Below are 23,780 nucleotides of genomic sequence, written 5' to 3' on the forward strand. Positions count from 1 at the left end.
ACATCTGATGTCTGATTATTCTAGTCCGGAGTTCTCCTCAGATTAAGGGGATCACCTCCCATGGACTCCGTGCTGTTCACCAATATCCGCCCACACGACCTGCTGGTCGTCGACGGCCGCATCGCCGACCCCTCGACGAGGCCGGAGAACACCGTGATCGTCGACGGCGGCGGCGCGCTCGCGCTGCCCGCCCCCGTCGACGCCCACATCCACCCCGACAAGACGACGTGGGGCCACACCTGGCTCAGCCGTACGCCCGCCTCGACCCTGCGAGAGCTGATCGAGGGCGAGGTGAAGGCGCGGGCGGGCATGACGGCCTCCGTGGCCGAGCGGGCGGGGGCGCTGATGGACAGCGCCGTCGCCAGGGGCACCCGGGCCTGGCGCGCCCACGTGGACGTGGCCCCCGAGTACGGCCTGGCCAACGTGCACGGCGTGCGGGAGGCCGCCGAGGCCCGCAGGCACCTGCTCGACGTGCAGATCGTCGCCTTCCCCCAGCTGGGCCTGCTCACCCGCCCAGGAACCGCCGAGCTGATGGAGCGTTCCCTCGGCGAGGGCGCCGACGTCATCGGCGGCCTCGACCCGCTCGGCATCGACGGCGACCTGCACGGCCACCTCGACGTGCTGTTCGGCCTCGCCGAGCGGACCGGCGCGCCGCTCGACATCCACCTGCACGACGGCGGCGAGCAGGGCCTCGCGCAGGTGAGGGAGATCGCCCGCCGCGCCACGGGCACGCGCGTGACGATCAGCCACGCCTTCTGCCTGGCCGAGGCGCGCGAGCTCGACGACCTGCTGGCCGAGTCGAACGTGGCGCTGACCACCTGCGCGCTCGGCGCCGACCCCGTGCTGCCCGTCGGCCCGCTCACCGCGGCGGGCGTGCTGCTGGCCGCCGGCTCCGACGGCGTGCGCGACCCGTGGACGCCGTTCGGCGACGGCGACATGATCGCGCGGGCGCACCTGCTCGCCTACCGCACCGACGCCAGGACCGACGAGGAGCTGGCCGCGTGCTACGCGGTCGCGGCGCACGGGGGCGCCGCGCTCCTCGGCCTCGAACGGGTCGATCTCAAGGCCGGGGACCCGGCCGACTTCGTGCTGGTGCCCGCCGCCTCGCTCGCCGAGGCCGTCGTGGACCGGCCCACCCCTCTGCTCGTCGTCCGAGGCGGGGCCGTGATCGCCCGCGAAGGACGCCTTCTCGAAAGGTCCCCCCGATGATCCGTCGTGCCGTACCCCTCGCAGGGCTGGCCCTCGCCCTCGCCGCCTGCGGCGCGGGGCCCCAGACCCAGCAGGCCCCCGCCTCCGCCGCGCCGGTCGCCCTCGACCTGAAGACCTCCACCGCCGCGGCGGCCAAGGGTCTGGACAAGGTCACCTGGAACCTGCCCTACGAGCCGCAGACGCTCGACCCGATCAGGTCGTTCAACTACGCGGAGAACACCGCGCTGGCCAACATGTGCGAGAGCCTGCTGCGCCTGACCCCCGACTTCACGATCGAGCCAGGCCTCGCCGAGAAGGCCGACAACCCGACGCCCACGACGTGGGTCTACACCATCCGCGAGGGCGTGACGTTCTGGGACGGCAAGCCGCTGACCGCCCAGGACGTCGCCGCCAGCCTGAGGCGGCACCTCGATCCTGCACTCGGCACCTGGTGGAGCGACTACTTCTCCACCGTCGAGAAGGTCGAGGCGACCGGGCCGATGCAGGTCACGGTCACCCTGAAGCAGGCCGACGTGCTGTTCAACCAGGCGATGGCGACGGCGGCGGGCGCGATCGTGTCCAAGGAGTACGCCGCCAAGAAGGACCTCGGCTCCCCCACGGGCGGCCTGATGTGCACCGGCCCCTTCGAGTTCGGCGCGTGGAAGTCGGGCGACTCGCTGTCGATCGTCCGCAACGACGCCTACTGGGACAAGGCGCTGACCGCCAAGTCCAAGGAGATCGTCTTCCGCTTCATCGCCGACGAGACGACCGCGGTCAACGCGCTGCGCTCGGGCGAGGTGGACGGGCAGTACTTCTACCTGCCGCCCGCGGGCCTGGCCCAGCTGCGGGAGTCGACGACGGGCTCGGTCACGCTGGGCAAGTCGCTGACGTTCTGGACGCTGCTCAGCGCCGCCAAGGACGGCCCCTACGCCGACCCGAAGGTGCGGCAGGCGCTCTCGCTCGCCCTCGACAGGGCGGCCATCTCCAAGGTCGTCTTCCAGGGCACCGCCGCCCCGCAGCGCACGCTGGCCGGCGCGGAGTACTGGGGCTACGAGCGCGCCACCTTCGAGAAGGCCTACCAGGCGCTGCCGCAGGAGACGCAGGACCTGGCCAAGGCCAAGCAGCTGCTCACCGAGGCGGGCTCGCCCACCGAGCCGATCACGATCGCCATCCAGGGCAGCGCGGCCACCCACGAGCAGACCGCCAACCTCATCAAGGCCACAGGTGAGGCGCTCGGCCTGAAGATCGACATCAAGGTCGTCCCCGTCGAGCAGTACGGCAACCTCTACTCCGACCCGAAGGCGCGCGAGGGCGTCGACGCCTTCTTCTCCACCTGGTACGGCAACGTGCCCGACCCGCTCGACATCTACACGGTCTTCCAGGCGGGCGGCCGCACCAACTTCAACGGCTACCCCGCGGTCGACGCCGACGTCAAGAAGGCCCGCGCCGAGGCCGACCCGGCCGCCAGGGCCGCCCTCGTCACCGGCATCCAGGACAAGGTCACCCGCGACGTGGCCTGGATGCCGCTGAACAACCTGCCCGTCATCCTCTACATGAGCGACCGCGTCACCGGCGCCGTGCCGTCCTTCCCCTACCTGTACTACCCGTGGGCCGTGGGGCTGGGCGCGAAGTGAGCTTCCTGCTGAAGCGGCTGGCGGGCCTGGCCGTGGTGCTGCTGGTCGCCTCCTTCCTGGTGTACGGCCTGCTGTACCTGGTGCCCGGCGGCCCGATGGCCTTCCTGCTCGGCAACAGGAGCGGCACGCCCGAGCAGGTCGCCGCCATCAGGGCGCAGTACCACCTGGACGACCCGTTCCTGCTGCGCTACCTCTCGTGGCTGGGCGACGCGCTGACCGGTGACTTCGGCAGCTCGCTGGTCTACCGGCAGGAGGTGGCCGCGCTCATCGGCTCGAGGGTGGCGACCACCGTCCTGCTGGTCGGCTACGCGACCGTGCTGATCTCGGCAGGCGGCATCGCCATGGGCCTGCTGGCCGGGCTGCGCGGCGGCAGGCTGGACACCGCGATCGGGGTGCTGTCCTCGCTGTTCCTGGCCACGCCGCCGTTCGTGGTCGGGGTGCTGCTGGCGATCGTGTTCTCGGTGGGGCTCGGCTGGTTCCCCGTCTTCGGACCGGGCGAGGGCCTGCTCGACAGGCTCTACCACCTGACGCTGCCCGCGATCACGCTGAGCTTGGCCAGCGCCGCGTTCCTGGCCCGCATCACCCGCGCCTCGGTGCGGGAGGAGCTGAACCGCGAGCACGTGGAGACCGCCCGCGCCCGCGGCTTCGGCGAGCGCCACATCGTCCGCCGCCACGTGCTGCGCAACGCCTCGATCCCGGTGGTCACGGTCACCGGGCTCAACATCGCGGGACTGATCGCGGGCTCCGTCGTGGTGGAGAACATCTTCGCCCTCGACGGCCTCGGCTCGCTGTTCGTCCGGGCGATCCTCCAGCGCGACTTCGCCATCGTCCAGGCCGTGGTGCTCGTGCTGGTGACCGCGTTCGTCCTGATCAACCTTCTGGTGGACCTGTGCTACTCAGCTCTCGATCCGCGCCTGTCGCGGTGAGCCGCCTGGGCGGTCTCGGCACGGCGGCAGCCGCGCTGCTGGCCGTCGTGGCGGTGACCACGCTGGCCGCTCCGCTGCTGGCGCCCTACGACCCCGACTTCCCCGACCTGCTCAGCGCTTTGGCGGGCAGCTCCTCCTCGCATCCGCTCGGGGCCGACGCGCTCGGCCGCGACGTGCTGTCCAGGCTCATGTACGGCGCGCGGACCACGCTGCTCGGCCCCGCGCTCGTCATCTGCGTCTCCAGCGTGGTGGGCACCGCGCTGGCGATCACCGCGGCGTGGGCGGGCGGCCGCGTGGACGCCGTCATCTCTCGCGTGCTCGACGTGCTGTTCGCGGTGCCCGGCATCGTGTTCGCCCTGATCACCGTGGCGGTGCTCGGTCCCGGCATCCCCGGCGTGGTGGCGGGGCTGGCCGTGGCGTACACGCCGTACGTGGCGCGGGTGGTGCGCTCGGCGGCGCTGCGGGAGCGCAGCCTGCCGTACGTGGCCGCCGCGTGGGTGCAGGGCCGCTCGGCCTTCGCCATCTGCGTGCGGCACCTGCTGCCCAACCTGCGGCCGATCATCGTTGCGCAGTCGGTGTCGGCGCTCGGGTTCGCGGTGATCGACGTGGCCGCGATCTCCTTCCTCGGGCTCGGCGTGCAGCCGCCCGCCGCCGACTGGGGGCTGATGGTCAAGAGCGGGTTCGACAGCGCCATGCGCGGTCAGCCGCTGGAGGCGATCTCGGCAGGGGTGCTCATCGCCCTGGTCGTCGCGTCGGTGAGCGTGCTCGGCGACCGTCTGGGGAGGACCGTATGAGCCTGCTGACGATCTCCGGCCTCGCGCTCGCCGTCCCTTCGGCGGGCGAGTGGCGGACGCTGGTCGAGGAGGTCGACCTGACGATCGGCGCCGGCGAGGCCGTGGGCCTGGTCGGGGAGTCGGGGTCGGGCAAGTCGATGACGGCTCGCGCGGTGCTGGGGCTCACGCCTCCGGGCGCGCGGGTCAGCGGCAGCATCGTCTTCGACGGCGCCGAGGTCACCTCGCTGGGCGCCAAGGAGCTGCGCGCGCTCAGGGCCAGGCGCATCGGCATGATCTTCCAGGACCCGAGGGCGCACATCAATCCGGTGCGCAGCGTGGGCGACTTCCTGACCGAGGCCATGGTGGCCAACCTGGGCCTGCCCGCCCGCGAGGCCGCCGCCAGGGCCGTAAGGCTGCTGGCGGAGGTGGGCATCGGCGACGGGGCGCGGCGGCTGCGGCAGTACCCGCACGAGCTGTCCGGCGGGCTGCTGCAGCGGGTGATGATCGCCTCTGTGCTGGCGCTCGAACCCGACCTGATCCTGGCCGACGAGCCGACGACCGCCCTCGACGTGACCACGCAGTCGGAGGTCATGGCGATCCTCGACGAGCTGCGGCGCGAGCGCGGCATGGCGATGCTGCTGATCACGCACGACCTGGAGCTGGCGGCGGCGACGTGCGACAGGCTCGCGGTGATGTACGCGGGCAGGATCGTCGAGGCGCGGGAGGCGGGCTCGCTCACCGCCGCGCCCCTGCACCCCTACACCAGCGGTCTGCTCCTGTCGCGCCCCCGGCTGGAGGAGACCGTCCACCGCCTGCCGGTCATCCCCGGAAGGCCGGTGGCCGCCTTCGAGGCCGGCCCTGGCTGTGCCTTCGTCCCGCGCTGCGCGCACGCGCTGGCCGCGTGCGGTGAGGCGCGGCCGGTCTTCGACGGCACCGTCGCCTGCACCCGCTCGGCCGAGCTGACCCTCCAGGGGGAGTCATGACCGTCATCCAGGCCGAACGGCTGCGCAAGGTCTACGGCGAGGCCGTGGCGGTGGAGGAGGTGTCGTTCACCGTCGAGGAGGGCGAGTCCCTGGCGATCGTGGGCGAGTCCGGTTCGGGCAAGACCACGGTCGCCAGGATCCTGCTCGGCCTGGAGACCCCCACGAGCGGGACGATCACCGTCTGCGGCCGCCCGCGCGCGGCGGGCAGGGTCTCCTCCAAGGAGCGGCGCAGGCGTGCCAGGGAGATCCAGATCGTCTTCCAGGATCCCTACTCCTCGCTGGACAAGCTGCAGCGGATCGGCGACGTGATCGCCACCAGCCTGTCGCTGCACTTCACCCTCACCCCCGCCGAGCTGCGCAGGCGCACGCTGGAGCTGCTGGAGTCGGTCGGGCTGGCAGAGCGGCACGCCGCCATGCTGCCCAAGCAGCTGTCGGGCGGGCAGCGGCAGCGGGTGGCCATCGCCCGCGCGATCGCCGTCGAGCCGCGCGTGCTGGTGCTCGACGAGGCGGTGGCCGCGCTCGACGTCTCGATCCAGGCGCAGATCCTCAACCTGCTGGCCGACCTGCGCGCGCCGGGCGGCATGAGCTACGTCTTCATCTCGCACGACCTGGCCGTCGTCAACCAGATCAGCGACAGCGCCATCGTCATGCACAGGGGCGCGGTCGTGGAGCGGGGTCCCACCGCGGACCTGCTGCGCGAACCTCAGGAGGACTACACCAAGGCCCTCCTGGCCGCGGTCCCCAGGCCAGGCTGGAAACCATCTCGGAGAGTCACGTGAGCACCACTGTTGTCAGGGCGTCGTACGTCATCGGCTTCGACGGCGCCGACCACGTCGTCCACCGCGACGGCTGCGTCGTCTACGCCGGCGACTCGATCGTCCATGTCGGGTCCTCCTACGACGGGCCCGCCGACGAGGTGATCGACGCGGGCGAGGCGATCGTCGGGCCCGGCTTCATCGACCTCGACGCGCTGTCCGACATCGACCACGCTCTCATCGACACCTGGCACGCCTCCTCCGACGGGCTGACCTGGTCGGCCGAGTACGCCGCCGGGCGCAGGGCCGCCGTCTTCCCGCTGGAGGAGACGCTGTTCATGCGGGAGTACGCGCTCACCCAGCTGATCCGCAACGGCATCACCACCGCGATGCCGATCGCGGCCGAGACACACAGCGCGTGGGCGGAGTCGTACGAGGAGTTCGCCGGCGTCGCCGAGATCGCCGGACGGCTCGGCCTGCGCATGTACCTCGGCCCCAGCTACCGCTCAGGCGTGCCGGTGGTCAGGGACGGCGCTCGCGACGTGCACTGGGAGCCCGAGCTCGGAGAGAAGGGCCTGGCCGAGGCGGTCAGGTTCGTCCGCGACTTCGACGGCGCCTACGACGGCAGGCTGCGCGGCGCGCTGCTGCCGTGCAGGATCGAGACCGTCACCCTCGACCTGATGCGCGCCACCGCGCGCGCCGCCGAGGAGCTCGACTGCCTGGTGCGCCTGCACTGCATGCAGGGGCTGTCCGAGCTGCGGCTGCTGCGGGAGTGGTACGGCAGGCATCCGCTCGACGTGCTGGAGTCGGTGGGACTGCTCGGCCCCAGGCTGCTCATCCCGCACGCCCTCTACCTCGGCGCGCCCGAGACGCCTTTCGAGGGCTCGCCCGACAGGCTCGCCGCGCTGGCCGGCATCGTGCACTGCCCGCTGACCACCGTCAGGTACGGCGACGCGCTCCAGGACTTCGACCGCTACCGGGCGGCGGGGGTGAACGTGGCGCTGGGCACCGACTCCTTCCCGCCCGACATGATCCGCAACATGGACTACGGCAACAACCTGGCCAAGCTCGTCACCGGGCGGCTGGAGGCCGGCTCGGCCGCCGACTACTACCGTGCCGCCACGCTGTCGGGCGCGCGGGCGCTCGGCCGCGACGACCTGGGAAGGCTGGCGCCGGGAGCGAAGGCGGACCTGGTCGTGGTGGACCTGTCGGGCCCGCGCACCGGCCCGGTCGACGACCCGATCAGAACCCTGCTGATGAACTGCTCGGGCGCCGACGTGACGACCGTGGTGATCGACGGCAGGGTCGTGATGCGCGACAGGGTGATCCCCGGCGTGGACGAGAAGGCTTTCATGGGGCGGGCCCAGGCGTACTTCACCGAGATGAAGGCCGCCTACTCGACGCGCGACCACCTGCGCAGGCCGGTGGAGGAGCTGTTCCCTCCGTCATTTCGGTCGGCGTGAGGGTTTCGGTCCGAAACCCGGTGGACCGGTGACCCGTCAGCCTATGATCTTGCCCGTTGTCACGCGGTATGTCATGACATATCGCTACATGAAGGGCACGATGAGTATGCGCCTACGCGCGATCACCCTGTTATTGGTCCTCCTGGGAAGCACCGCCGCGGCGGTCACCCCGGCTGTCGCGGAGGCGGAGAAGACCGTCTCCTTCGCCTCCGCCGAGGACAGCTACGTCAGCCAGGCAGGGCCGGGAAAGACGCACCACACCGTCACCTGGCTGTCGGTCTGCACCACCCCGTGCGACGGCGCCGCCGCCTCCGAGCGCGGCGCCTTCGTCCGCTTCGACGTCAAGGACGTGCCGGCCAACGCCGTCAACGTCACGATGACCCTGGACGTGCAGTCGGTCAGGACCACCGACACCACACTGGAGGTGCGCCCGGTCAAGGGCGAGTGGACCGCCGACTCGCTCACGTTCGACAACCGCCCCGCCCTGGGTGAGGTGATCACCACTCACAAGGGTCTGACAGCGGGCGGCACGGCCAAGCTCGACGTGTCGTCGGCCTTCACCGGAAACGGCGCCTACGACTTCGCCCTCACCTCCCCCTCGGGCGCCCACGGCGTGCTGCACTCCTCGCGCGCCACCTCGGGCCAGGGCCCCAAGCTGACGATCGGCTACGACACCGAGACGGCCACCCCCGCGCCAAGCGGCCCGCTGCCCTTCGCCATACCCTCGACCGCCACTCTGCGGGCCTCCGAGCGCAAGGTCTTCGCGCACTACTTCACGCCGTACCCGATCTCGCTGAACAACAGGACGGGCGCCGACGACTACTACACCAAGCACTACCTGACCCCCACGGGCGAGAGCAACAAGCACCTCGCCTACGGCGGCCTGCTGCGCGACCGGCCGATCCCGCGCGGCGTCCTGTCCGGCGACTGGCAGCTGGCCGACATGAAGCAGGAGATCGAGACCGCCGTCGAGGCAGGACTCGACGGCTTCACCGTGGACGTGCTCTCCCTCACCAGCGCCCACTGGGACAGGCTCAACACCCTGATCAAGGCGGCCGACGCCGTCGACCCCGGCTTCAAGATCGTGCTGATGCCCGACATGACCTCGCTGAAGACCGACGCGGCCACGCTGGCCGCCGCCATGGCCAAGCTCGCCACGGCCAAGTCGGTCTACCGCCTGCCGGACCGGCGCCTGGTGATCTCCCCGTTCAAGGCGGAGGGCCAGTCGGCCGCCTGGTGGACGAACTTCATGAAGATCATGAAGGACACCCACGGCATCACGGTCGCCTTCGTCCCCGTCTTCCTGAACTTCCCCTCCAACGCCGCGGCCTTCGCGCCGATCAGCTACGGCTTCTCCAACTGGGGCAACCGCAGCCCGGCGGGGCAGAGCGGCATCGCCTCGAACATCGCCAAGGCGCACGAGCTGAAGAAGATCTGGATGCAGCCGGTCTCCGTCCAGGACGAGCGTCCCAACCAGGGCATCTACGACGAGGCCAACAACACGGAGAACCTGCGCGTCACCTGGGAGAAGTCGATCTCGGGCGGCGCCGACTGGATCCAGCTGACCACCTGGAACGACTTCTCCGAGGGCACCCAGTTCGCGCCCTCTGTGCACAACGGCGGCGCCTACCTGGACATCTCCTCCTACTACCTGACCTGGTGGAAGACCGGCAAGGCGCCGGCGATCACGCGTGACACGCTCTACCTGACGCACCGCACTCAGTTCGCCGCCGCCAGGCCGACGTCGGGCACGCAGACCAAGTTCATGCTCCCGCGCTCGGGCACCAGCGCCCCGCGCGACACGGTGGAGGTGCTGTCCTTCCTCACCCGTGCCGCCACGGTCAAGGCGAGCATCGGCGGGGTCGAGAAGACCTACGCGGGCCAGGCCGGGCTCCAGGCCAAGACCTTCCCCCTGGCGTACGGGACGAACAAGGCGTCGGTGGGCGCCGTGACGGTCACCTCGCCCTGGCAGGTGAAGAAGGACTTCACCGTGCAGGACCTGCAGTACCACGCGGTGAGCAGCGGCAGGAAGTGACCTGATACGGGCGGGTCCCGGCGGGCCCGCCCGTGTCCGATGGCCACCGCCGGGCAAAAATGAATACGGTTTTCATTCTGTGTTAGGGTGCGGAGCTCGAATCCCCTTGGTGAAAGACCGGCATGCGCTCCCTTCTCGTTCCTCCCGTGATCCTCTCCCTCATCGCCCTGACCGGCTGCTCGGCCATGCCCGGCGCGGCGGACGCCGGAGCCGGCCGCATCGACCTGGTCATGCTCCAGCCGCCCCGCTCCGGCCTGAACCCGCTGAGCGACGACGCGTTCAAGCTGTCGCGCTGGAGCACAGCCGAGACTCTGGTCAACCTCGACGCCGCGGGCGATCCCCAGCCGGCGCTCGCCACCGGCTGGTCCCAGAGTGACCGGCTGACGTGGACATTCACGATCCGAAGGGACGTGAGATTCCATGACGGCACGCCGCTGACCGCCGAGCGCGCGGCGCGTTCCCTGCGTGCCGCCGCCGCTGCCGCGCCCAAGCCCAGAATCCTGGACGGGGTCGAGCTGACGGTGACGGCCAAGGACGACAAGGTGCTCGTGGCCACCGCCACGCCCGACCCGCTGGTGCCGCACCGCCTGTCCAGTCCGCAGCTGGCGATCCTGGCCGAGAAGGCGTACCAGGGACGCACGGTGAACCCCGTCGGCACGGGCACCGGCGCGTTCGTGCTCACCAAGGTGGACGGCACCTCTGGCGCCACTCTCGAGCGCAACGAGCGTTACTGGGGTCCCAAGGCCAAGGCCGCCGGCATCGAGGTGCGGTTCGTGCCGGACGGCACCGCCCGCGCCGCCGCGCTGAGGACCGGCGAGGCCGACATCGTCGAGGCCATCCCGGTCTCGCAGGCCGCGCTGCTGGACTCCCAGACGATCAGCGAGGTGCCGATGCCGCGCACCAACACCCTCTACCTCAACACCGCGAAAGGCGCGTTCAAGGACCCCGGCCTGCGCGCCGCGGCCCGCGCGGCCATCGACAGCAAGGCCCTGGTGACCGGCGTGTACGAGGGCCGGGCCGACGTCGCCGCCGGTCTGCTCGGTCCCGCCCTGCCGTGGAGCGCGCGGCGTCCGGCCCGCCCCGCCACCGTCGAGCCAGGCCCGGCGAACGGAACGAAGATCACTCTGGCGACCTTCACCGACCGGGCCGAGCTGCCCGAGGTGGCCGCGGTCCTGCGCCAGCAACTGGAGCGGGCCGGATTCGAGGTCGAGCTCGTCGTGCGGGAGTACGCGCACATCGAGGCGGACGCCCTTGAGGGCGCTTTCGACGCCTTCATCCTGTCCCGGGCGACCGTACTGGACTCCGGCGACCCGGTCGCGTACATGGTCAGCGACTTCAGCTGCGAGGGGTCCTTCAACATCGCCCAGCTGTGTGACGAACGGGTCGACGCCGCGCTCGAGGAAGCCGCCCGCACTCCGGCGGGAGAGGAACGCCGGCGCGCGATCCTGGCGGCGGAAGCCGCGATCCTGAACACCGGCGCGGCGATCCCGATGCTGCACGAGCGCGTCCTGCAGGGAGACGCGAAGGGCGTCACCGGCTCGGTCAAGGACCCGCGCGAACGCCTCCTGATCACCGCCGACACGCACGCCCGATGAGCCGCCTGGGTGCATCGCTGAGCAGGTCCGTCGCGATCGCGGGCGCGGTCGCCCTGGTGGGCGCGCTGCCGTGGCTGTCGGGCAGGGATCCCGCGCTGTCGTTGCTGCGGGCCCGCTCGGCCGAGCAGGAACCGACCGCCGAGGCGCTCGCGGCGATTCGGGCCGACCTGGGGCTGGACGCGGGGCCGGTCGCGCTGACCTGGCGCTGGCTGTCCGGGTTGCCGCGCGGCGACGCGGGCGTCTCCTGGGTGTCCGGTCGTCCGGTGCTGCCGGGCATCGCGTCCGGACTCGGTGTGTCGCTCACCCTCATGGCGGCGGCCATGGCGGTCGCGGTGGTGGTGGCCGTCGCGCTGTGCGCGCCGACCGCGCTCAGGGCCGCACGCGGTCATGCCCCTGGCGGACACGGCGCCCGCGCGGCGATGCTCGCCGCGATCCCGGAGTTCCTGCTGGCCACCGTGTCCCTGATCGTGGTCGCCGTCTGGCTGGACTGGCTTCCGCCGTACGGCTGGCAGGAACCACGCCACCTGATCCTTCCCGCGATCGCGCTGGGCGTGCCCGCCGGTGGACTCCTCGCTCACCTGGCCGATGACGCGTTGCGGGGCGCGCTACGCGAACGATGGGTACCCACCTGGCGTGCGGCCGGATTCCCCGCGAAGACCGTCGCGCGGGCCGCCGCCCGGCGCGCCATGCCCGCCCTGCTTCCCCAGCTCGGGCTCGTGGTGGTCGGCCTCACAGGGGGAGCCGTCGCGGTGGAGAAGATCTTCGCCATACCCGGTCTCGGCCGCACCGCCCTCGGCGCGGCCGAAGCGCAGGATCTGCCGGTACTGCAGGCGGCGGTGCTGACCCTCGTCCTCCTGGGCTTCGCCGTGGGAGTCGTGGCCGACCTGCTCAGACGTGGCCTGCTCGGCGCCGCGCTCACGGGCGCCGCCTTGGCACCGCCGCCGCCCGACACCTCGGGCCCACGCGGCCGAGCGCTGCCCGCGCTGCTCGCCGTCGTGCTGCTTGCCGTCATCGGCTGGGGACTCCTGCGCGACCCGGCCACGCTCGACACCGCCGCGCGGCTCGCCGCCCCCTCAGGCGACGCGCCGTTGGGCGCCGACGGCCTGGGACGGGACGTGCTGGCCCGCGTGGGCCACGGCGCGCTGGCGACCGTGGGGGTCGCCGTCCTGGTGTGCCTGGCCGCTTACCTCGTCGGCCTGGTCGTCGGGCTCCTGCCCTGGCTCACGGCGGGCGCGGCGGAGATGGTCAACGCCCTGCCACCGGTGCTCACCGGACTGGTGGTGGCCGCGTTGTACGGGCCTGGGGTCCTCGGGGCCTCGTTCGCCGTCGGTCTGGTGGCATGGGCCCCGCTCGCCATGCACACCGCGGCGCTGCTGGAGGAGGCCAGGGCGGCACCACACCTGACGGCCCAGCGCGGGCTGGGCTCCTCGGAGCTGCGGATCTTCTGGCGCCACCTGCTGCCGGCGGTCGCGGGCCCGGTAGCCCGCCACGCGGTGCTCCGGCTGCCCGCGATCGCTCTCGCCGTCGCCTCCCTCGGATTTCTCGGTCTGGGCGCCCAGCCGCCGTCCTCGGAGTGGGGACTGATGCTGGCCGAATCGCTCCCCTACGTGGAACGCGCCCCTTGGGCGGTGCTCGCCCCTGCCGCCGCGCTCGCAGCCCTCGCCGCACTCGCGGTCACTGTCGCCCACCGCTGGCAGGTCGCCGGTGACGACAGGCCACTCCGGCCGGAGCCTCGAAGGTCAACGGGAGCTCCTGGAGGAGAACAGGCGCTGCAGGACGATGAAGACGAACAGCAGCAGACCGATGAAGATCTTGGTCCACCACGAGCTGAGCGTGCCCTCGAAGCTGATGATCGTCTGGATCAGGCCCAGCACCAGCACGCCCAGCACGGTCCCGAGCAGCAGCCCCGACCCGCCGGTCAGCAGGGTGCCGCCGATGACGACGGCGGCGATCGCGTCGAGCTCCATGCCGACGGCGTGCAGACCGTACCCGGAGAGCATGTAGAACGACAGCAGCACCCCGCCCAGCGCCGAGCAGAACCCGCTGATCGTGTAGACGGCGATCTTCGTGCGGCCCACGGGCAGCCCCATGAGCAGCGCCGACTGCTCGCTGCCCCCGGTGGCGTAGACGGCCCTGCCGAGGCGCGTGTAGTGCAGCACGTACGCGGCCACGGCGACCACCACCGCCGCGATGATCACGCTCGGTGAGATCCACATCTCCGCGAACAGGTCGATCCTGGTCTGCGCGAACGCGGTGAAGGTCGCGTCCTCGATCGGGACGGACTCGGTGCCGATCGTGTAGCACAGCCCCCTGGCCAGGAACATGCCCGCCAGCGTCACGATGAACGGCTGGATGTCGAAGACGTGGATGATGTAGCCCATCACCAGCCCGAGGCCCGAGCCGATCAGCAGCACCAGCGGGATCACCACGTAAGGCGGCCAGCCTGGGCCCGACATCAGGGTGGCGGCGATCATCGTGGACAGCGCGACCACCGACCCGACCGACAGGTCGATCCCGCCGGTGAGGATGACGAACGTCATGCCGACCGCGACCACCAGCAGGAAGGCGTTGTCGACGAAGACGTTGAGAATCACCTGGCCGCTGGCGAACCCCTCGTAGCGGATCCCGCCCGCCACGAACATCGCCACGAACAGGCACCCGGTGACCAGCGCGGGCAGGTACCTCTGCCGGGAGGCGAGCGCGCTCATGCCGCCACCTCCTGGGCCCCCGCCGTACGGGCGCGGCGCTTGAAGACCTTCTCGCGGAAGGCCGCGGACTGGAGCAGGCAGACCACCGTCACCACCAGCGCCTTGAACAGCAGCGTGGTCTCCGGCGGCACGCCGATCGAGTAGATCGTCGTGGTGAGCGTCTGGATGATGAGCGCGCCGACCACCGTCCCCGCCAGTGAAAAGCGCCCGCCGGCCAGCGACGTGCCGCCGATCACGACGGCCAGGATGGCGTCCAGCTCGATCCACAGCCCCGCGTTGTTGCCGTCGGCGCTGGAGACGTTCGAGCTGATCATCAGCCCGGCGACGCCCGCGCACAGCGCCGCGAACGCGTAGACCATCACGATGATCCCGCGCGCCCTGATGCCGGCGAGCCTGCTGGCCTCCGCGTTTCCTCCGACCGCCTCGATCAGCATGCCGAGCGCGAGCCTGCGGGTCAGGAACGCCGTGACGGCCAGGACGGCCAGCACCAGCAGGATGCCGAACGGCACCGTCAGCAGGTAGCCGCCCCCGATGAGCTTGAAGGCGGGGTCGTTGACGGTGATGATCTGCCCGTCGGTGATCAGCTGGGCCAGCCCGCGCCCCGCGACCATGAGGATCAGGGTCGCGATGATGGGCTGGATGCCCGCGTTGGCGACCAGGAACCCGTTCCACACGCCCAGCGCGACCGACAGGCCGAGCGCCAGCACGACGGCGGTGAACACACCGGCGTCCTGGCTGAGCTGCAGGCAGGCCAGCGCCCCCGAGATCGCCACCACCGAGCCGACCGACAGGTCGATGCCGCCGGTCGCGATGACCAGCGTCATGCCGAGCGCCACCAGGATCAGCGGCGCGCCGAACCGCAGAATGTCGATCAGGCTCCCGTACAGGTGCCCCTCGCGCACCTGGATCGAGAAGAAGCCCGGCGTGAAGAGCACGTTCACCGCCAGCAGCGCGGCCAGGATCACCAACGGCCAGAGCAGGCGTCGCATCAGGGCCGCCCTCCGCTCGCGATCGTCTCCATGAGCACCTCCATGGTCAGTTCCTCGTCGTTGGGCAGCTGGGCGACGAGCCTGCGGTCGCGCAGCACGCCCACCTTGTGGCTGAGGCGCAACACCTCCTCCAGTTCGGCGGAGATGAACAGCACCGCCATCCCGCCGTCGGACAGCTCCACCACCAGCCGCTGGATCTCGGCCTTGGCCCCGACGTCGATGCCGCGCGTGGGCTCGTCGAGGATGAGCAGTCTGGGCTCGAGGATCAGCCACCTGGCCAGCAGCACCTTCTGCTGGTTGCCGCCGCTGAGGTTGCGCACCAGGTGCTCGGGATGGGGCGGGCTGATCTTCAACGCCTTGATGTACTTCCCGACCAGCGCGTCCTGCTGCTCACGCGGCACCGGCCTGGTCCACCCCCTGGTGGCCTGGAGCGCGAGGATGATGTTCTCCCTGACCGTGAGGTCGGGAACGAGCCCGTCCGCCTTCCTGTCCTCCGAGCAGAAGGCGATCCCGTGGCCCATCGCCGCGCGCGGCGTGCGCAGCGCGGCCGGCGTCCCGCCGACCGCGATCTCTCCCCCGCCCGCGTGGTCGGCCCCGAAGAGCAACCGCGCCACTTCCGTACGGCCCGAGCCGAGCAGCCCCGCGAGTCCGACGACCTCGCCCTCGTGAATGGTGAGCGTGAAAGGCTCGATCGCTCCCGGACGGCCCAGCTCGCGCGCCTCGACCAGCGGCGCGTCGAACCTCTTCGCCTCGCCGTGCAACCGCTCGAGCTCCTTGAGCTCCTGGCCGATCATCTTGCCGACCAGCTCCACCTGGGACAGCTCGCTGACCAGGTACTCACCCACCCGCCTGCCGTTGCGCAGGATCGTCATACGATCCGCGATCTCATAGATCTGATCCAGGAAGTGGGACACGAAGAGGATCGCGATGCCCTCGCCCTTGAGCGTCCGCATCACCTTGAACAGCTGCGCCACCTCACCCGCGTCCAGGCTGGAGGTCGGCTCGTCGAGAATCAGCACCCGCGCCTCGATGTCGACCGCGCGGGCGATGGCGACCATCTGCCGCACGGCCAGGGAGTAGGCCTCCAGCGGCGCCGAGACGTCCAGGTCGAGATCAAGCCTGGCGAGCAGTTCGGCGGCCCTGGCGCGCATCCGCTTCCAGTCGATGCGGCCCCTCTTCCTCGGCTCCCTGCCGATGAAGATGTTCTCGGCCACCGAGAGGTTCGTGCAGAGGTTGACCTCCTGGTAGACCGTGCTGATCCCGGCCCGCTGCGCCTCCAGCGGCCCGGCGAAGGCGACGGGGACGCCGTCGAGGTCGATGGTGCCGGTGTCGACGGGATGGACCCCGGTGAGCACCTTGATCAGGGTGGACTTCCCCGCGCCGTTCTCCCCCATCAGCGCGTGCACCTCGCCGGGCAGCAGCCGGAAGTCGACACCGTCCAGGGCCTTCACCCCGGGGAACTGTTTGCCGATGCCTTTCATGCGCAGGATCGGCTCGGGTACGGCCATCGCGGCGCCCCTCTCCTTGTCAACGGGGCACACCTAACGGCCCGCCCATCCGTCCATCGATCGCCCCATGGGAGCTACTTCCTCTCCGTCAAGCGCCCCAGCCGACCCACCAAACGCTCCCTCGCCCCCGACCCCGAGACCCGATCTCCCAGAGGCACCAGACCCCGCAGCCACCGGACACCGGACCTCCCACAGCCACCGGACCTCCTGCAGACAGGGGACACGGGACACCCGGAACACCGGCCCTCCTGAAGACACCGGATCACGGCTCTCCCGCAGCGACCGGACCCCGGCCCTCCTGGAGACACCGGACCTCCCGTGCACACCGAACCTCCCGTGCACACCGAACCTCCTGGAGACGTCAGCTCTCCCAGACCCCCGCCTCCTCGACACACCAAGCCTCAGAGACTGAGCCACCACGCCACCGAGAACCGAGACACGAGGGTCCGAGCTTCAGCAGCAACTTCAGGGCCCGGGCTCCAGGACCACCCGAGTACCGGGGCAAGCGATTCCTGGGCCCCGGACTCGGGACTTCTGAACTGCTGGCCCCCAGATCTAGGGCCCTGGTCCCCGGACTCCCGGATTCCCGGATTCCCGGACTTCTGGGCTTCTGGACTCCAGAGCCCCGGGCCTCGAAGACCCCGAGACCCTCGACCCGAGATCGAAACCTTCGGGACCCTCCGCCCCGGAAGCCCGGTACACCGGAACCCGCGCCACCCGGATCCGAGCCCAACCCCAGACCCCGGTGACCAGGACCCCAGAGGACCAGGGACCCGGAAGACCAGGGACCCGGAAGACCAGGGACCCGGAAGACCCGGACCGGGAATCGGGAACCCGAGACCCGAGACCGGGGACCGGGGACCGGGGACCGGGGACCCGAGACCGGGGACCAGAGACCGGGGACCAGAGACCGGGGACCAGAGACCGGTAGCCGGGACCGGAACCGGATACCGGCCGGAGGCCGGGATCCTGGAGGCCGGAGGCCGGAATCCTGGAGACACCCAGAGGGTGCTTCACCCGGTCAGTACTTCCGGTTCGGCAGCGCGGTCTTGGCCTGCTCCTGCGTGAACGTCGTCTCCTCCGTCACCACGCGAGCCGGCACCGTCTCACCCTTGACGACCTTCTTAGCCAGGTCCATCAGCTGCGGGCCGAGCAGCGGCGAGCACTCGACGATGTAGTTGATCTTTCCGTCGGCCAGCGCCTGCATGCCGTCCTTCACCGCGTCCACGGTGATGATCTTGATGTCCTTGCCCGGCACCTTGCCCGCGCCCTCGATCGCTTCGATCGCGCCCAGGCCCATGTCGTCGTTGTGCGCGTACAACACGTCGATGTCGGGGTTCGACTTCAGGAAGGCCTCCATGACCTCCTTGCCCTTCGCCCTGGTGAAGTCGCCGGTCTGCGAGGCGATGACCTTGAACTTGGGGTCCGCGCCGATCACCTCGGCGAAACCGGCCTTGCGGTCGTTGGCGGGTGCGGAGCCCGTGGTGCCCTGAAGTTCAACGATATTCACGGGGTCTGTGGAATTGTTGAACGATTCGACGAGCCATTTACCCGCCTTGCGGCCTTCCTCGACGAAGTCCGATCCGAGGAAGGTCTTGTAGAGAGTGGTGTCCTTGGAGTCCACCGCCCTGTCGGTGAGGATCACCGGGATCTTGGCGTCGCGCGCCTCCTTCAGCACGGTGTCCCACCCCGACTCCACCACCGGCGAGAAGGCGATCACGTCCACCTTCTGCTGGATGTAGGAGCGGATGGCCTTGATCTGGTTCTCCTGCTTCTGCTGGGCGTCGGAGAACTTCAGCGTGATGCCGCTCTCCTTCGCCGCCTCCTGGACGGACTTGGTGTTGGCCGTACGCCATCCGCTCTCCGCGCCCACCTGGGAGAAGCCCATGGTGATCGAGCCGTCGTCCGCGCCTGACGCGCCGCCGGAGCCTCCTGAACCGCAGGAGGTGAGCGCGGCCGCCGTGAGCCCCGCGAGCACCAGGGCCGAGATCCTCTTCAACACGTTGGGGGGTGTCCTCTCTGATTGTTAGCGCTAACATTCGCGTGCGCGACGTCGCGCCTCACTCCTGATCCGTTACGACCACCAGGCCGTACCGGTCCTGCCACTTCGTCCGGCCGAGCTACGGCGCCAGGCCGTACCTCGCCCTTGCCACCCGACCGGTTCGCGTCACCGGCCAGGCCGTGCTGCCCCGGTGCCTCCTGACTGGCACGGGCCGCCAATCAGGTCCTGCTGCACCAATCGGCCCGTCTCGGCGCTACCAACCAGGCTGTACCGCACCGGCGTCGCCGCCTCGCCCTGCGCTACCGGCCACGTCCCACTTCGCTGTTGGCACCTGACCGGTCCGTGCCGCCGGCCAGGCCGTACTGCGCTGTTGCCTCCTGACCTGCATGCGCTGCAAGCCAGGCCCTACCGCACCGGCCCGTCTCGCGCTGCCGGCAAGCCGTGCGTGTCACCGTTTTCTGGCCGGCACGCGCTGCCGGTCAGGTCGTAGCCTGTCGTCGCCTCCCGGCCGGGAGCGCGTCCCGGCCGGACCGTCTCCGTCCTCCCGGCAAGCCGGGTACGGCTACCGCCCCGCCGTACTCGCCCTCGCCACGAAGGAGGGCGACACCACGAGCCTTTCGCGCTCACTCGAGCCCCCGATCTGCCGCAGCAGCACCTCGATGCTCTGCCTGCCGACCGCGTCGAAATCCTGTCTGATGGTCGTGAGCGGCGGGGAGAAGAACTCCGACTCGGGGATGTCGTCGAAACCGACGACGCTCACCTGGTCGGGCACCCTCACCCCCCGCTCGGTGAACGCCCGCAGCACGCCCAACGCCATCTGGTCGTTGGCCACGAACACCGCGGTGACGTCCTTCATGTTCGCCAGGCTGCGCCCGGCCTCGTAGCCCGAGCGCGGACTCCAGTCCCCGGCGAGCGGTTCGGGTCCGTCACGACCCGCCGCGGCCAGAGCCGCCCGCCATCCGGCCACCCGTCCCTCGGCCTCGAGCCAGTCGGACGGCCCGCGCACGTGCCAGACCGTCTCGTGCCCGAGCGACAGCAGGTGCTCGGTGGCGAGCCTGCCGCCCTCGACCTGGTCGACGCAGACGACGGGGACTCCGCCTGCGTGTCCGCCCTCGACGGCGACGGTCGGGATGCCGCCCGGCAGGTCGGTCAGCGCCGTGGCGGCCGAGCGCTGGGGCGCGACCACGACGATCCCGTCCACACCCTGGTCGGCGAGGTAGTCGAGGGCATCGAGCACCCCTCTCCTGTCGATCGATTTGAGGCTGACGATGCTGACGAAGTATCCGGCCGATCTGGCGGCCTGCTCGATGCCGTAGACCGTGCTGGCGGGGCCGTACAGGGTGGTGTCGAAGCTGACCACGCCGAGCGTTCTCGAGTGCTTGGTGACCAGCGCGCGGGCGACGAGATTGCGGCGGTAGCCGAGCTTGCCGATGGCCGCGAGCACCCTGGCGCGGGTCTCTCCGCGCACGTTGGGGTGGTCGTTGAGCACCCGTGAGACCGTCTGGTGCGACACGCCCGCCTCCTTGGCCACATCGGCCATGACTGGCGGTCGGCGCGCATCGGTCGCTCCCACGGCTTGCTCCTTTCTTGTCTGGGCAAGACTGTGAGCGCTAACACTAGGGAGCGTCAAGGGTCTGCACGATTACGGTCCGGTCACACGAAACCTGCTGTTAACGCCCCTTGACGGCCGACCCGCCCGCCTCGTTAACTGGTGGCCCGCCCAGGACGGCCCCCGGCGCCGGTGTCAGAGCGTGGAACCACATGGTGGAGGTGACTGCCACGAGGAAGGGAAGACCGCTCAGACGCCATGCGGCCGAGCGCGGAAGCAGCGGAGCCGCGGAACGACGCCGCCCCCGGCCCTCCCCGCGCACACACGCCTCGCGGAACAACGATCGGGAGAACCGGAAGGCGGGAGCTGTCACGACCTGCCCGTGGAGTCGCGGATGACCAGCTCGCACGGCATCCGGTGGACACCGGGCGTGGCCCTGCCGTCGATGGCGGCGAACAGGTGCTGGGCCGCGGTCCTGCCGAGCATCTCGAGGTTCATGTCCACCGTGGTCAGCGCGGGTCGCGTCTCGGTCGACAGCACCTCCCAATTGTCGTAGCCCACCACCGCGAGGTCGTCAGGCACCCGCCGTCCGCGCTCGCGGGCGATCTCCACGAAACCTGCCGCGATCTGGTCGCTCCCGCAGAACACCGCGTCGATCTCGGGCTCGGCCATCAGCAGCATCTCGGCGGCATGCCGCCCCCACCGCTGCGACCATGGCCCGCACAGCGTCTGTCCCGTCTGCGCCACCCCTGCCTCGGCCAGGGCCAGGCGCAGCCCCTCCTCGCGGTCCCTGGAGGCCTTGTAGTGCGCGGGGCCCGTGACGTGCGCGACGCGCCGCCGTCCCATGGCCAGCAGATGACGTACGGCCATGGCCGCCCCGCCCACGTCGTCGGGGACGAAGGAGACGTCGGCGGGATCCTCCGAGGGGCCGTAGGCGTAGACCACCGGCACCGGGACGTCGCTGCTCACCGACGGCCGGGGGTCGGTGCTCTCGCCGACCACGATCAGCCCGTCGATCCTGCGCGAGAGCAACGCCCTCAGATGGTGCTGCTCCCTGATGGCGTCGCCCCTGGCGTCGCAGAGCAGCACCGCCATCTCGCCCGCGCCGAAGGCGTCCTCGGCGCCGAGGAGCACGGGGATGCCGAACCTGCCCGCGCTGTCGGAGGTGAGCAGCCCCACGGTGCGGGTCTGACCGGACAGCAGCCCTCTGGCCAGTTCGTTGGGCTGGAAGGCGAGCTCCCGCGCGGCCTCCAGGACCCTCTGGCGGGTGGAGTCGCGCACGTCCTGCCGTCCGTTGAGCGCCTTGGAGGCCGTCGCGATCGAGACGCCCGCCAGGGCGGCCACATCGGTAATGGTCGCCCGAAATCCTTTTCGCACACCAGAGACAGTACATGCCATTGACACCGCTCGGTGTTTCTCTTACGTTTCCGAAAACCTTTTAGTTCGCTGCGGGGGACGGTTTCAGAGGAGAGACAGCCATGAGACGTGTGGTGACCGGCATCGCGCTCGCTGCATTGTTAACGCTAACAGCATGCGGCGGCGGCGAAACGCCGCAGGAGGGCGCCGTCACGATCACGATGTGGACCAGGGCCGCGACCCAGGCGCAGAGCGAGCGCCTGGTGAAGGCCTACAACGCCGGCCACAAGAACCAGGTGAAGCTGACCGTCATCCCGACCGACAACTACCAGCCACGGATCGCGGCGGCGGCCGGGGCCAAGCAGCTTCCCGACGTCTTCGCCGCAGACGTGATCTTCGTTCCGAACTACACCTCGCAGGGCCTCTTCCTGGACATCACCGACCGGATCAACGCCCTGCCGTACAAGGCGGGTCTGGCGCCGAGCCACATGAAGCTGGGCACCATGGACGGCCGCCAGTACACGCTCCCCCACACCCTCGACCTGTCGGTCTGGTTCTGGAACAAGGACCTGTACGCCAAGGCCGGGCTCGACCCGGAGAAGGGCCCGAAGACGCTGAAGGAGTTCGCCGAGCACGCCACGGCCGTCCAGGACAAGCTCGGCGGGGACGGCAAGGTCCACGGCACCTTCTTCGGCGGCAACTGCGGCGGCTGCTACGTCTTCACCTTCTGGCCCTCGGTCTGGGCGGCCGGAGGGCAGGTCATGAACGCCGAGGGCACCGCCTCCCTCAACGACCAGGCGGCGATGAGCGAGGTCTTCGCCATCTGGCGCGGGCTCTACGACAAGGGCGTGACAGGGCCGACGGCCAAGGAGGAGCAGGGACCGACCTGGACCGGCTACTTCGCCAAGGGCGAGATCGGCGTCATGCCGATGCCCTCGACCACGCTCGGTCTGATGCCCGCCGACCTGAAGATCGGGGTCGCCCCGATCGCGGGCCCCTCAGGGGGCGAGTCGACGTTCGTCGGCGGGGACTCGGTCGGGATCTCCTCCACCACCGAGCACGCCGACGCGGCGTGGGAGTTCCTGTCGTGGACCGTCTCGGACGAGGCACAGGTCGAGGTCATGGCCAAGAACAAGGACGTGCTGGCCAGGACCGACCTGGCCGCCAACGCCCACTCCGCCAAGGACCCCAGGGTGGTTTTGATCAACTCGCTGGTCGCCAAGGGGCAGACGCCGTACGCGCCGCGTTTCGGCCAGACGTTCAACGACCCGCAGGGCCCGTGGCTGCGGCTGGCCCGTGAGGCGATGTTCGGCGACACCACCAAGGTGGCGCGGCTCAACGCCGAGGTCACCGCCTCGTTGCAGCAGTAGGAGAGACCCGTGCGACTGACCGCCGCCCGCTCCAGGCGGGCGATGGGCTGGGTCTACGCCGCGCCCACCGCCCTGATCGTCGGCGTGCTGTTCCTCGCCCCGCTGGTGCTGGTGGTGTGGATGTCACTGCACCGCTGGCCGCTGCTCGGCGGCGCCACGTTCAACGCCCCTGCCAACTACCTCAAGATCGCCGACAATCCGCTCTTCCTCGACGCGGTGCTCTTCACGCTGAAGTACACCGTGATCACCACGGTCCTGCTCTCGCTGGTCGCCCTCGGCCTGGCCCTGCTGGTGCAGGAGCGCAGGCCGGGGATCACCTTCTTCAGGACCGCGTTCTTCCTGCCGGGCGCGGTGGGCTTCGCGGCCGCCGCGCTGCTGTTCTACGGCCTGCTGAACAACGACTTCGGACCCATCGACCCTACCCTGCGGGCCGTCGGCCTCATCGACGAGCCGGTCAAGTGGATCGGCACCCCCGACATGGCGCTGTTCTCGACGATCGCGCTCGTGGTGTGGCGGTTCGCGGGGTTCAACATGCTCATCCTGCTGACGGGGCTCCAGGCGATCCCCGTCGAGGTCTACGAGGCGGCCAGGAGCGACGGCGCAGGGCGCTGGCAGATCTTCACCAGGATCACCCTGCCGCTGCTGCGCCCGACGCTGGCGTTGATGCTGATCCTCAGCGTCACGGGCTCGCTGCTGGCCTTCGACCAGTTCTTCGTCTTCACCAACGGCGGCCCCGACAACAGCACCGTCTCGATGGTCATGGTCATCTACCGCGAGGCGTTCTTCCGCTTCGACCTCGGCGGCGCGGCGGCGCTGTCGGTGGTGCTGCTGGTGGCGCTGGTCGGCCTGAACGCGCTGATGATGCGGAGACTGCGATGAGGAGAGAACCCGACGCGGCGAGCGGAGCGGTCCCCGAGGGACGAGCGGCCCGCGCAGAGAGTGAGGA

The 23,780-nt window shown here is 70.3% G+C and carries 17 protein-coding genes and 1 pseudogene; 12 read left to right on the top strand and 6 right to left on the bottom strand.

From position 1 onward, the window contains the following. Positions 1–60 precede the first annotated feature (60 nt). From ABFX50_RS16255 to ABFX50_RS16300, 10 genes and pseudogenes are all read left to right on the top strand, one after another. Positions 61–1,209 carry an amidohydrolase gene (locus tag ABFX50_RS16255; RefSeq protein WP_346147225.1) on the top strand — a complete coding sequence of 383 codons (1,149 nt, stop codon included), beginning with the start codon at positions 61–63 and terminating at the stop codon, positions 1,207–1,209. Next, a complete protein-coding gene (locus ABFX50_RS16260) occupies positions 1,206–2,822 on the top strand; it encodes an ABC transporter substrate-binding protein (RefSeq protein ID WP_346147227.1) in 1,617 nt (538 codons plus the stop codon). The genes ABFX50_RS16255 and ABFX50_RS16260 overlap by 4 nt, the downstream gene beginning before the upstream one ends. Further along, entirely contained in the window at positions 2,819–3,748 is a 930-nt protein-coding gene (locus tag ABFX50_RS16265; protein ID WP_346116908.1) for an ABC transporter permease, read from the top strand. Before ABFX50_RS16260 ends, ABFX50_RS16265 begins: the two co-directional genes overlap by 4 nt. Next, the gene (locus ABFX50_RS16270) at positions 3,745–4,542 is read left to right on the top strand and encodes an ABC transporter permease (RefSeq protein ID WP_183646691.1); all 798 of its coding nucleotides are present in this window, start codon (positions 3,745–3,747) and stop codon (positions 4,540–4,542) included. The genes ABFX50_RS16265 and ABFX50_RS16270 overlap by 4 nt, the downstream gene beginning before the upstream one ends. Continuing rightward, on the top strand, positions 4,539–5,504 hold the full coding sequence (locus ABFX50_RS16275; protein ID WP_346147229.1) for an ABC transporter ATP-binding protein: 966 nt from the start codon (positions 4,539–4,541) through the stop codon (positions 5,502–5,504). Before ABFX50_RS16270 ends, ABFX50_RS16275 begins: the two co-directional genes overlap by 4 nt. Beyond that, positions 5,501–6,283, top strand: a complete 783-nt coding sequence (locus ABFX50_RS16280) for an ABC transporter ATP-binding protein (RefSeq protein WP_346147231.1) — start codon at positions 5,501–5,503, stop codon at positions 6,281–6,283. The genes ABFX50_RS16275 and ABFX50_RS16280 overlap by 4 nt, the downstream gene beginning before the upstream one ends. Continuing rightward, entirely contained in the window at positions 6,280–7,722 is a 1,443-nt protein-coding gene (locus tag ABFX50_RS16285; RefSeq protein WP_346147233.1) for an amidohydrolase family protein, read from the top strand. Before ABFX50_RS16280 ends, ABFX50_RS16285 begins: the two co-directional genes overlap by 4 nt. Positions 7,723–7,822: 100 nt before the next feature. After that, positions 7,823–9,757: a glycoside hydrolase family 71 protein gene (locus tag ABFX50_RS16290; protein WP_346147235.1), complete on the top strand. Its 1,935-nt coding sequence runs from the start codon at positions 7,823–7,825 to the stop codon at positions 9,755–9,757. A 146-nt stretch (positions 9,758–9,903) separates the two neighbouring features. Beyond that, complete coding sequence (locus ABFX50_RS16295; protein WP_346147237.1) at positions 9,904–11,352, top strand: ABC transporter substrate-binding protein; 1,449 nt, start codon at positions 9,904–9,906, stop codon at positions 11,350–11,352. A 419-nt stretch (positions 11,353–11,771) separates the two neighbouring features. Next, positions 11,772–13,037: pseudogene (locus ABFX50_RS16300) on the top strand (ABC transporter permease subunit); the annotation flags it as partial. Positions 13,038–13,091: 54 nt separating this feature from the next. Here ABFX50_RS16300 and yjfF read toward each other — a convergent pair. The 6 genes from yjfF to ABFX50_RS16330 all read right to left on the bottom strand — a co-directional run bounded on the left by yjfF (position 13,092) and on the right by ABFX50_RS16330 (position 21,485). Next, entirely contained in the window at positions 13,092–14,060 is a 969-nt protein-coding gene (gene yjfF / locus ABFX50_RS16305; RefSeq protein WP_346147239.1) for a galactofuranose ABC transporter, permease protein YjfF, read from the bottom strand. Beyond that, positions 14,057–15,049, bottom strand: coding sequence for an ABC transporter permease (locus ABFX50_RS16310; protein ID WP_346147241.1), 993 nt, complete (start codon positions 15,047–15,049; stop codon positions 14,057–14,059). Before ABFX50_RS16310 ends, yjfF begins: the two co-directional genes overlap by 4 nt. Beyond that, positions 15,049–16,557 carry a sugar ABC transporter ATP-binding protein gene (locus ABFX50_RS16315; RefSeq protein ID WP_346147243.1) on the bottom strand — a complete coding sequence of 503 codons (1,509 nt, stop codon included), beginning with the start codon at positions 16,555–16,557 and terminating at the stop codon, positions 15,049–15,051. The genes ABFX50_RS16310 and ABFX50_RS16315 overlap by 1 nt, the downstream gene beginning before the upstream one ends. A gap of 1,021 nt (positions 16,558–17,578) precedes the next feature. Next, complete coding sequence (locus ABFX50_RS16320) at positions 17,579–18,559, bottom strand: ABC transporter substrate-binding protein (protein WP_183646708.1); 981 nt, start codon at positions 18,557–18,559, stop codon at positions 17,579–17,581. A gap of 562 nt (positions 18,560–19,121) precedes the next feature. Further along, positions 19,122–20,099 (bottom strand): LacI family DNA-binding transcriptional regulator, encoded by a 978-nt coding sequence (locus ABFX50_RS16325; protein ID WP_346147589.1) that lies wholly within the window; start codon positions 20,097–20,099, stop codon positions 19,122–19,124. Positions 20,100–20,477: 378 nt separating this feature from the next. Continuing rightward, positions 20,478–21,485, bottom strand: coding sequence for a LacI family DNA-binding transcriptional regulator (locus ABFX50_RS16330; RefSeq protein ID WP_346147245.1), 1,008 nt, complete (start codon positions 21,483–21,485; stop codon positions 20,478–20,480). Positions 21,486–21,586: 101 nt separating this feature from the next. Here ABFX50_RS16330 and ABFX50_RS16335 point away from each other — a divergent pair, with 101 nt between their 5' ends. Together ABFX50_RS16335 and ABFX50_RS16340 are read left to right on the top strand one after the other, a co-directional pair. Beyond that, positions 21,587–22,834, top strand: coding sequence for an ABC transporter substrate-binding protein (locus ABFX50_RS16335; RefSeq protein ID WP_346147247.1), 1,248 nt, complete (start codon positions 21,587–21,589; stop codon positions 22,832–22,834). A gap of 9 nt (positions 22,835–22,843) precedes the next feature. Continuing rightward, complete coding sequence (locus tag ABFX50_RS16340; RefSeq protein WP_346147249.1) at positions 22,844–23,713, top strand: carbohydrate ABC transporter permease; 870 nt, start codon at positions 22,844–22,846, stop codon at positions 23,711–23,713. Positions 23,714–23,780: the final 67 nt, after the last annotated feature.

This window comes from Nonomuraea recticatena (assembly GCF_039533245.1).
GTDB lineage: Bacteria > Actinomycetota > Actinomycetes > Streptosporangiales > Streptosporangiaceae > Nonomuraea > Nonomuraea roseola.

What these genes read in the sequence shown, in the direction of transcription:
- ABFX50_RS16315 (WP_346147243.1), bottom strand. Translation starts at nt 16,557, where the DNA reads ATGGCCGTACCCGAGCCGATCCTGCGCATGAAAGGCATCGGCAAACAG.
- yjfF (WP_346147239.1), bottom strand. Translation starts at nt 14,060, where the DNA reads ATGAGCGCGCTCGCCTCCCGGCAGAGGTACCTGCCCGCGCTGGTCACC.
- ABFX50_RS16290 (WP_346147235.1), top strand. Translation starts at nt 7,823, where the DNA reads ATGAGTATGCGCCTACGCGCGATCACCCTGTTATTGGTCCTCCTGGGA.
- ABFX50_RS16325 (WP_346147589.1), bottom strand. Translation starts at nt 20,099, where the DNA reads ATGGCCGATGTGGCCAAGGAGGCGGGCGTGTCGCACCAGACGGTCTCA.
- ABFX50_RS16310 (WP_346147241.1), bottom strand. Translation starts at nt 15,049, where the DNA reads ATGCGACGCCTGCTCTGGCCGTTGGTGATCCTGGCCGCGCTGCTGGCG.
- ABFX50_RS16255 (WP_346147225.1), top strand. Translation starts at nt 61, where the DNA reads ATGGACTCCGTGCTGTTCACCAATATCCGCCCACACGACCTGCTGGTC.
- ABFX50_RS16280 (WP_346147231.1), top strand. Translation starts at nt 5,501, where the DNA reads ATGACCGTCATCCAGGCCGAACGGCTGCGCAAGGTCTACGGCGAGGCC.
- ABFX50_RS16260 (WP_346147227.1), top strand. Translation starts at nt 1,206, where the DNA reads ATGATCCGTCGTGCCGTACCCCTCGCAGGGCTGGCCCTCGCCCTCGCC.
- ABFX50_RS16335 (WP_346147247.1), top strand. Translation starts at nt 21,587, where the DNA reads ATGAGACGTGTGGTGACCGGCATCGCGCTCGCTGCATTGTTAACGCTA.
- ABFX50_RS16275 (WP_346147229.1), top strand. Translation starts at nt 4,539, where the DNA reads ATGAGCCTGCTGACGATCTCCGGCCTCGCGCTCGCCGTCCCTTCGGCG.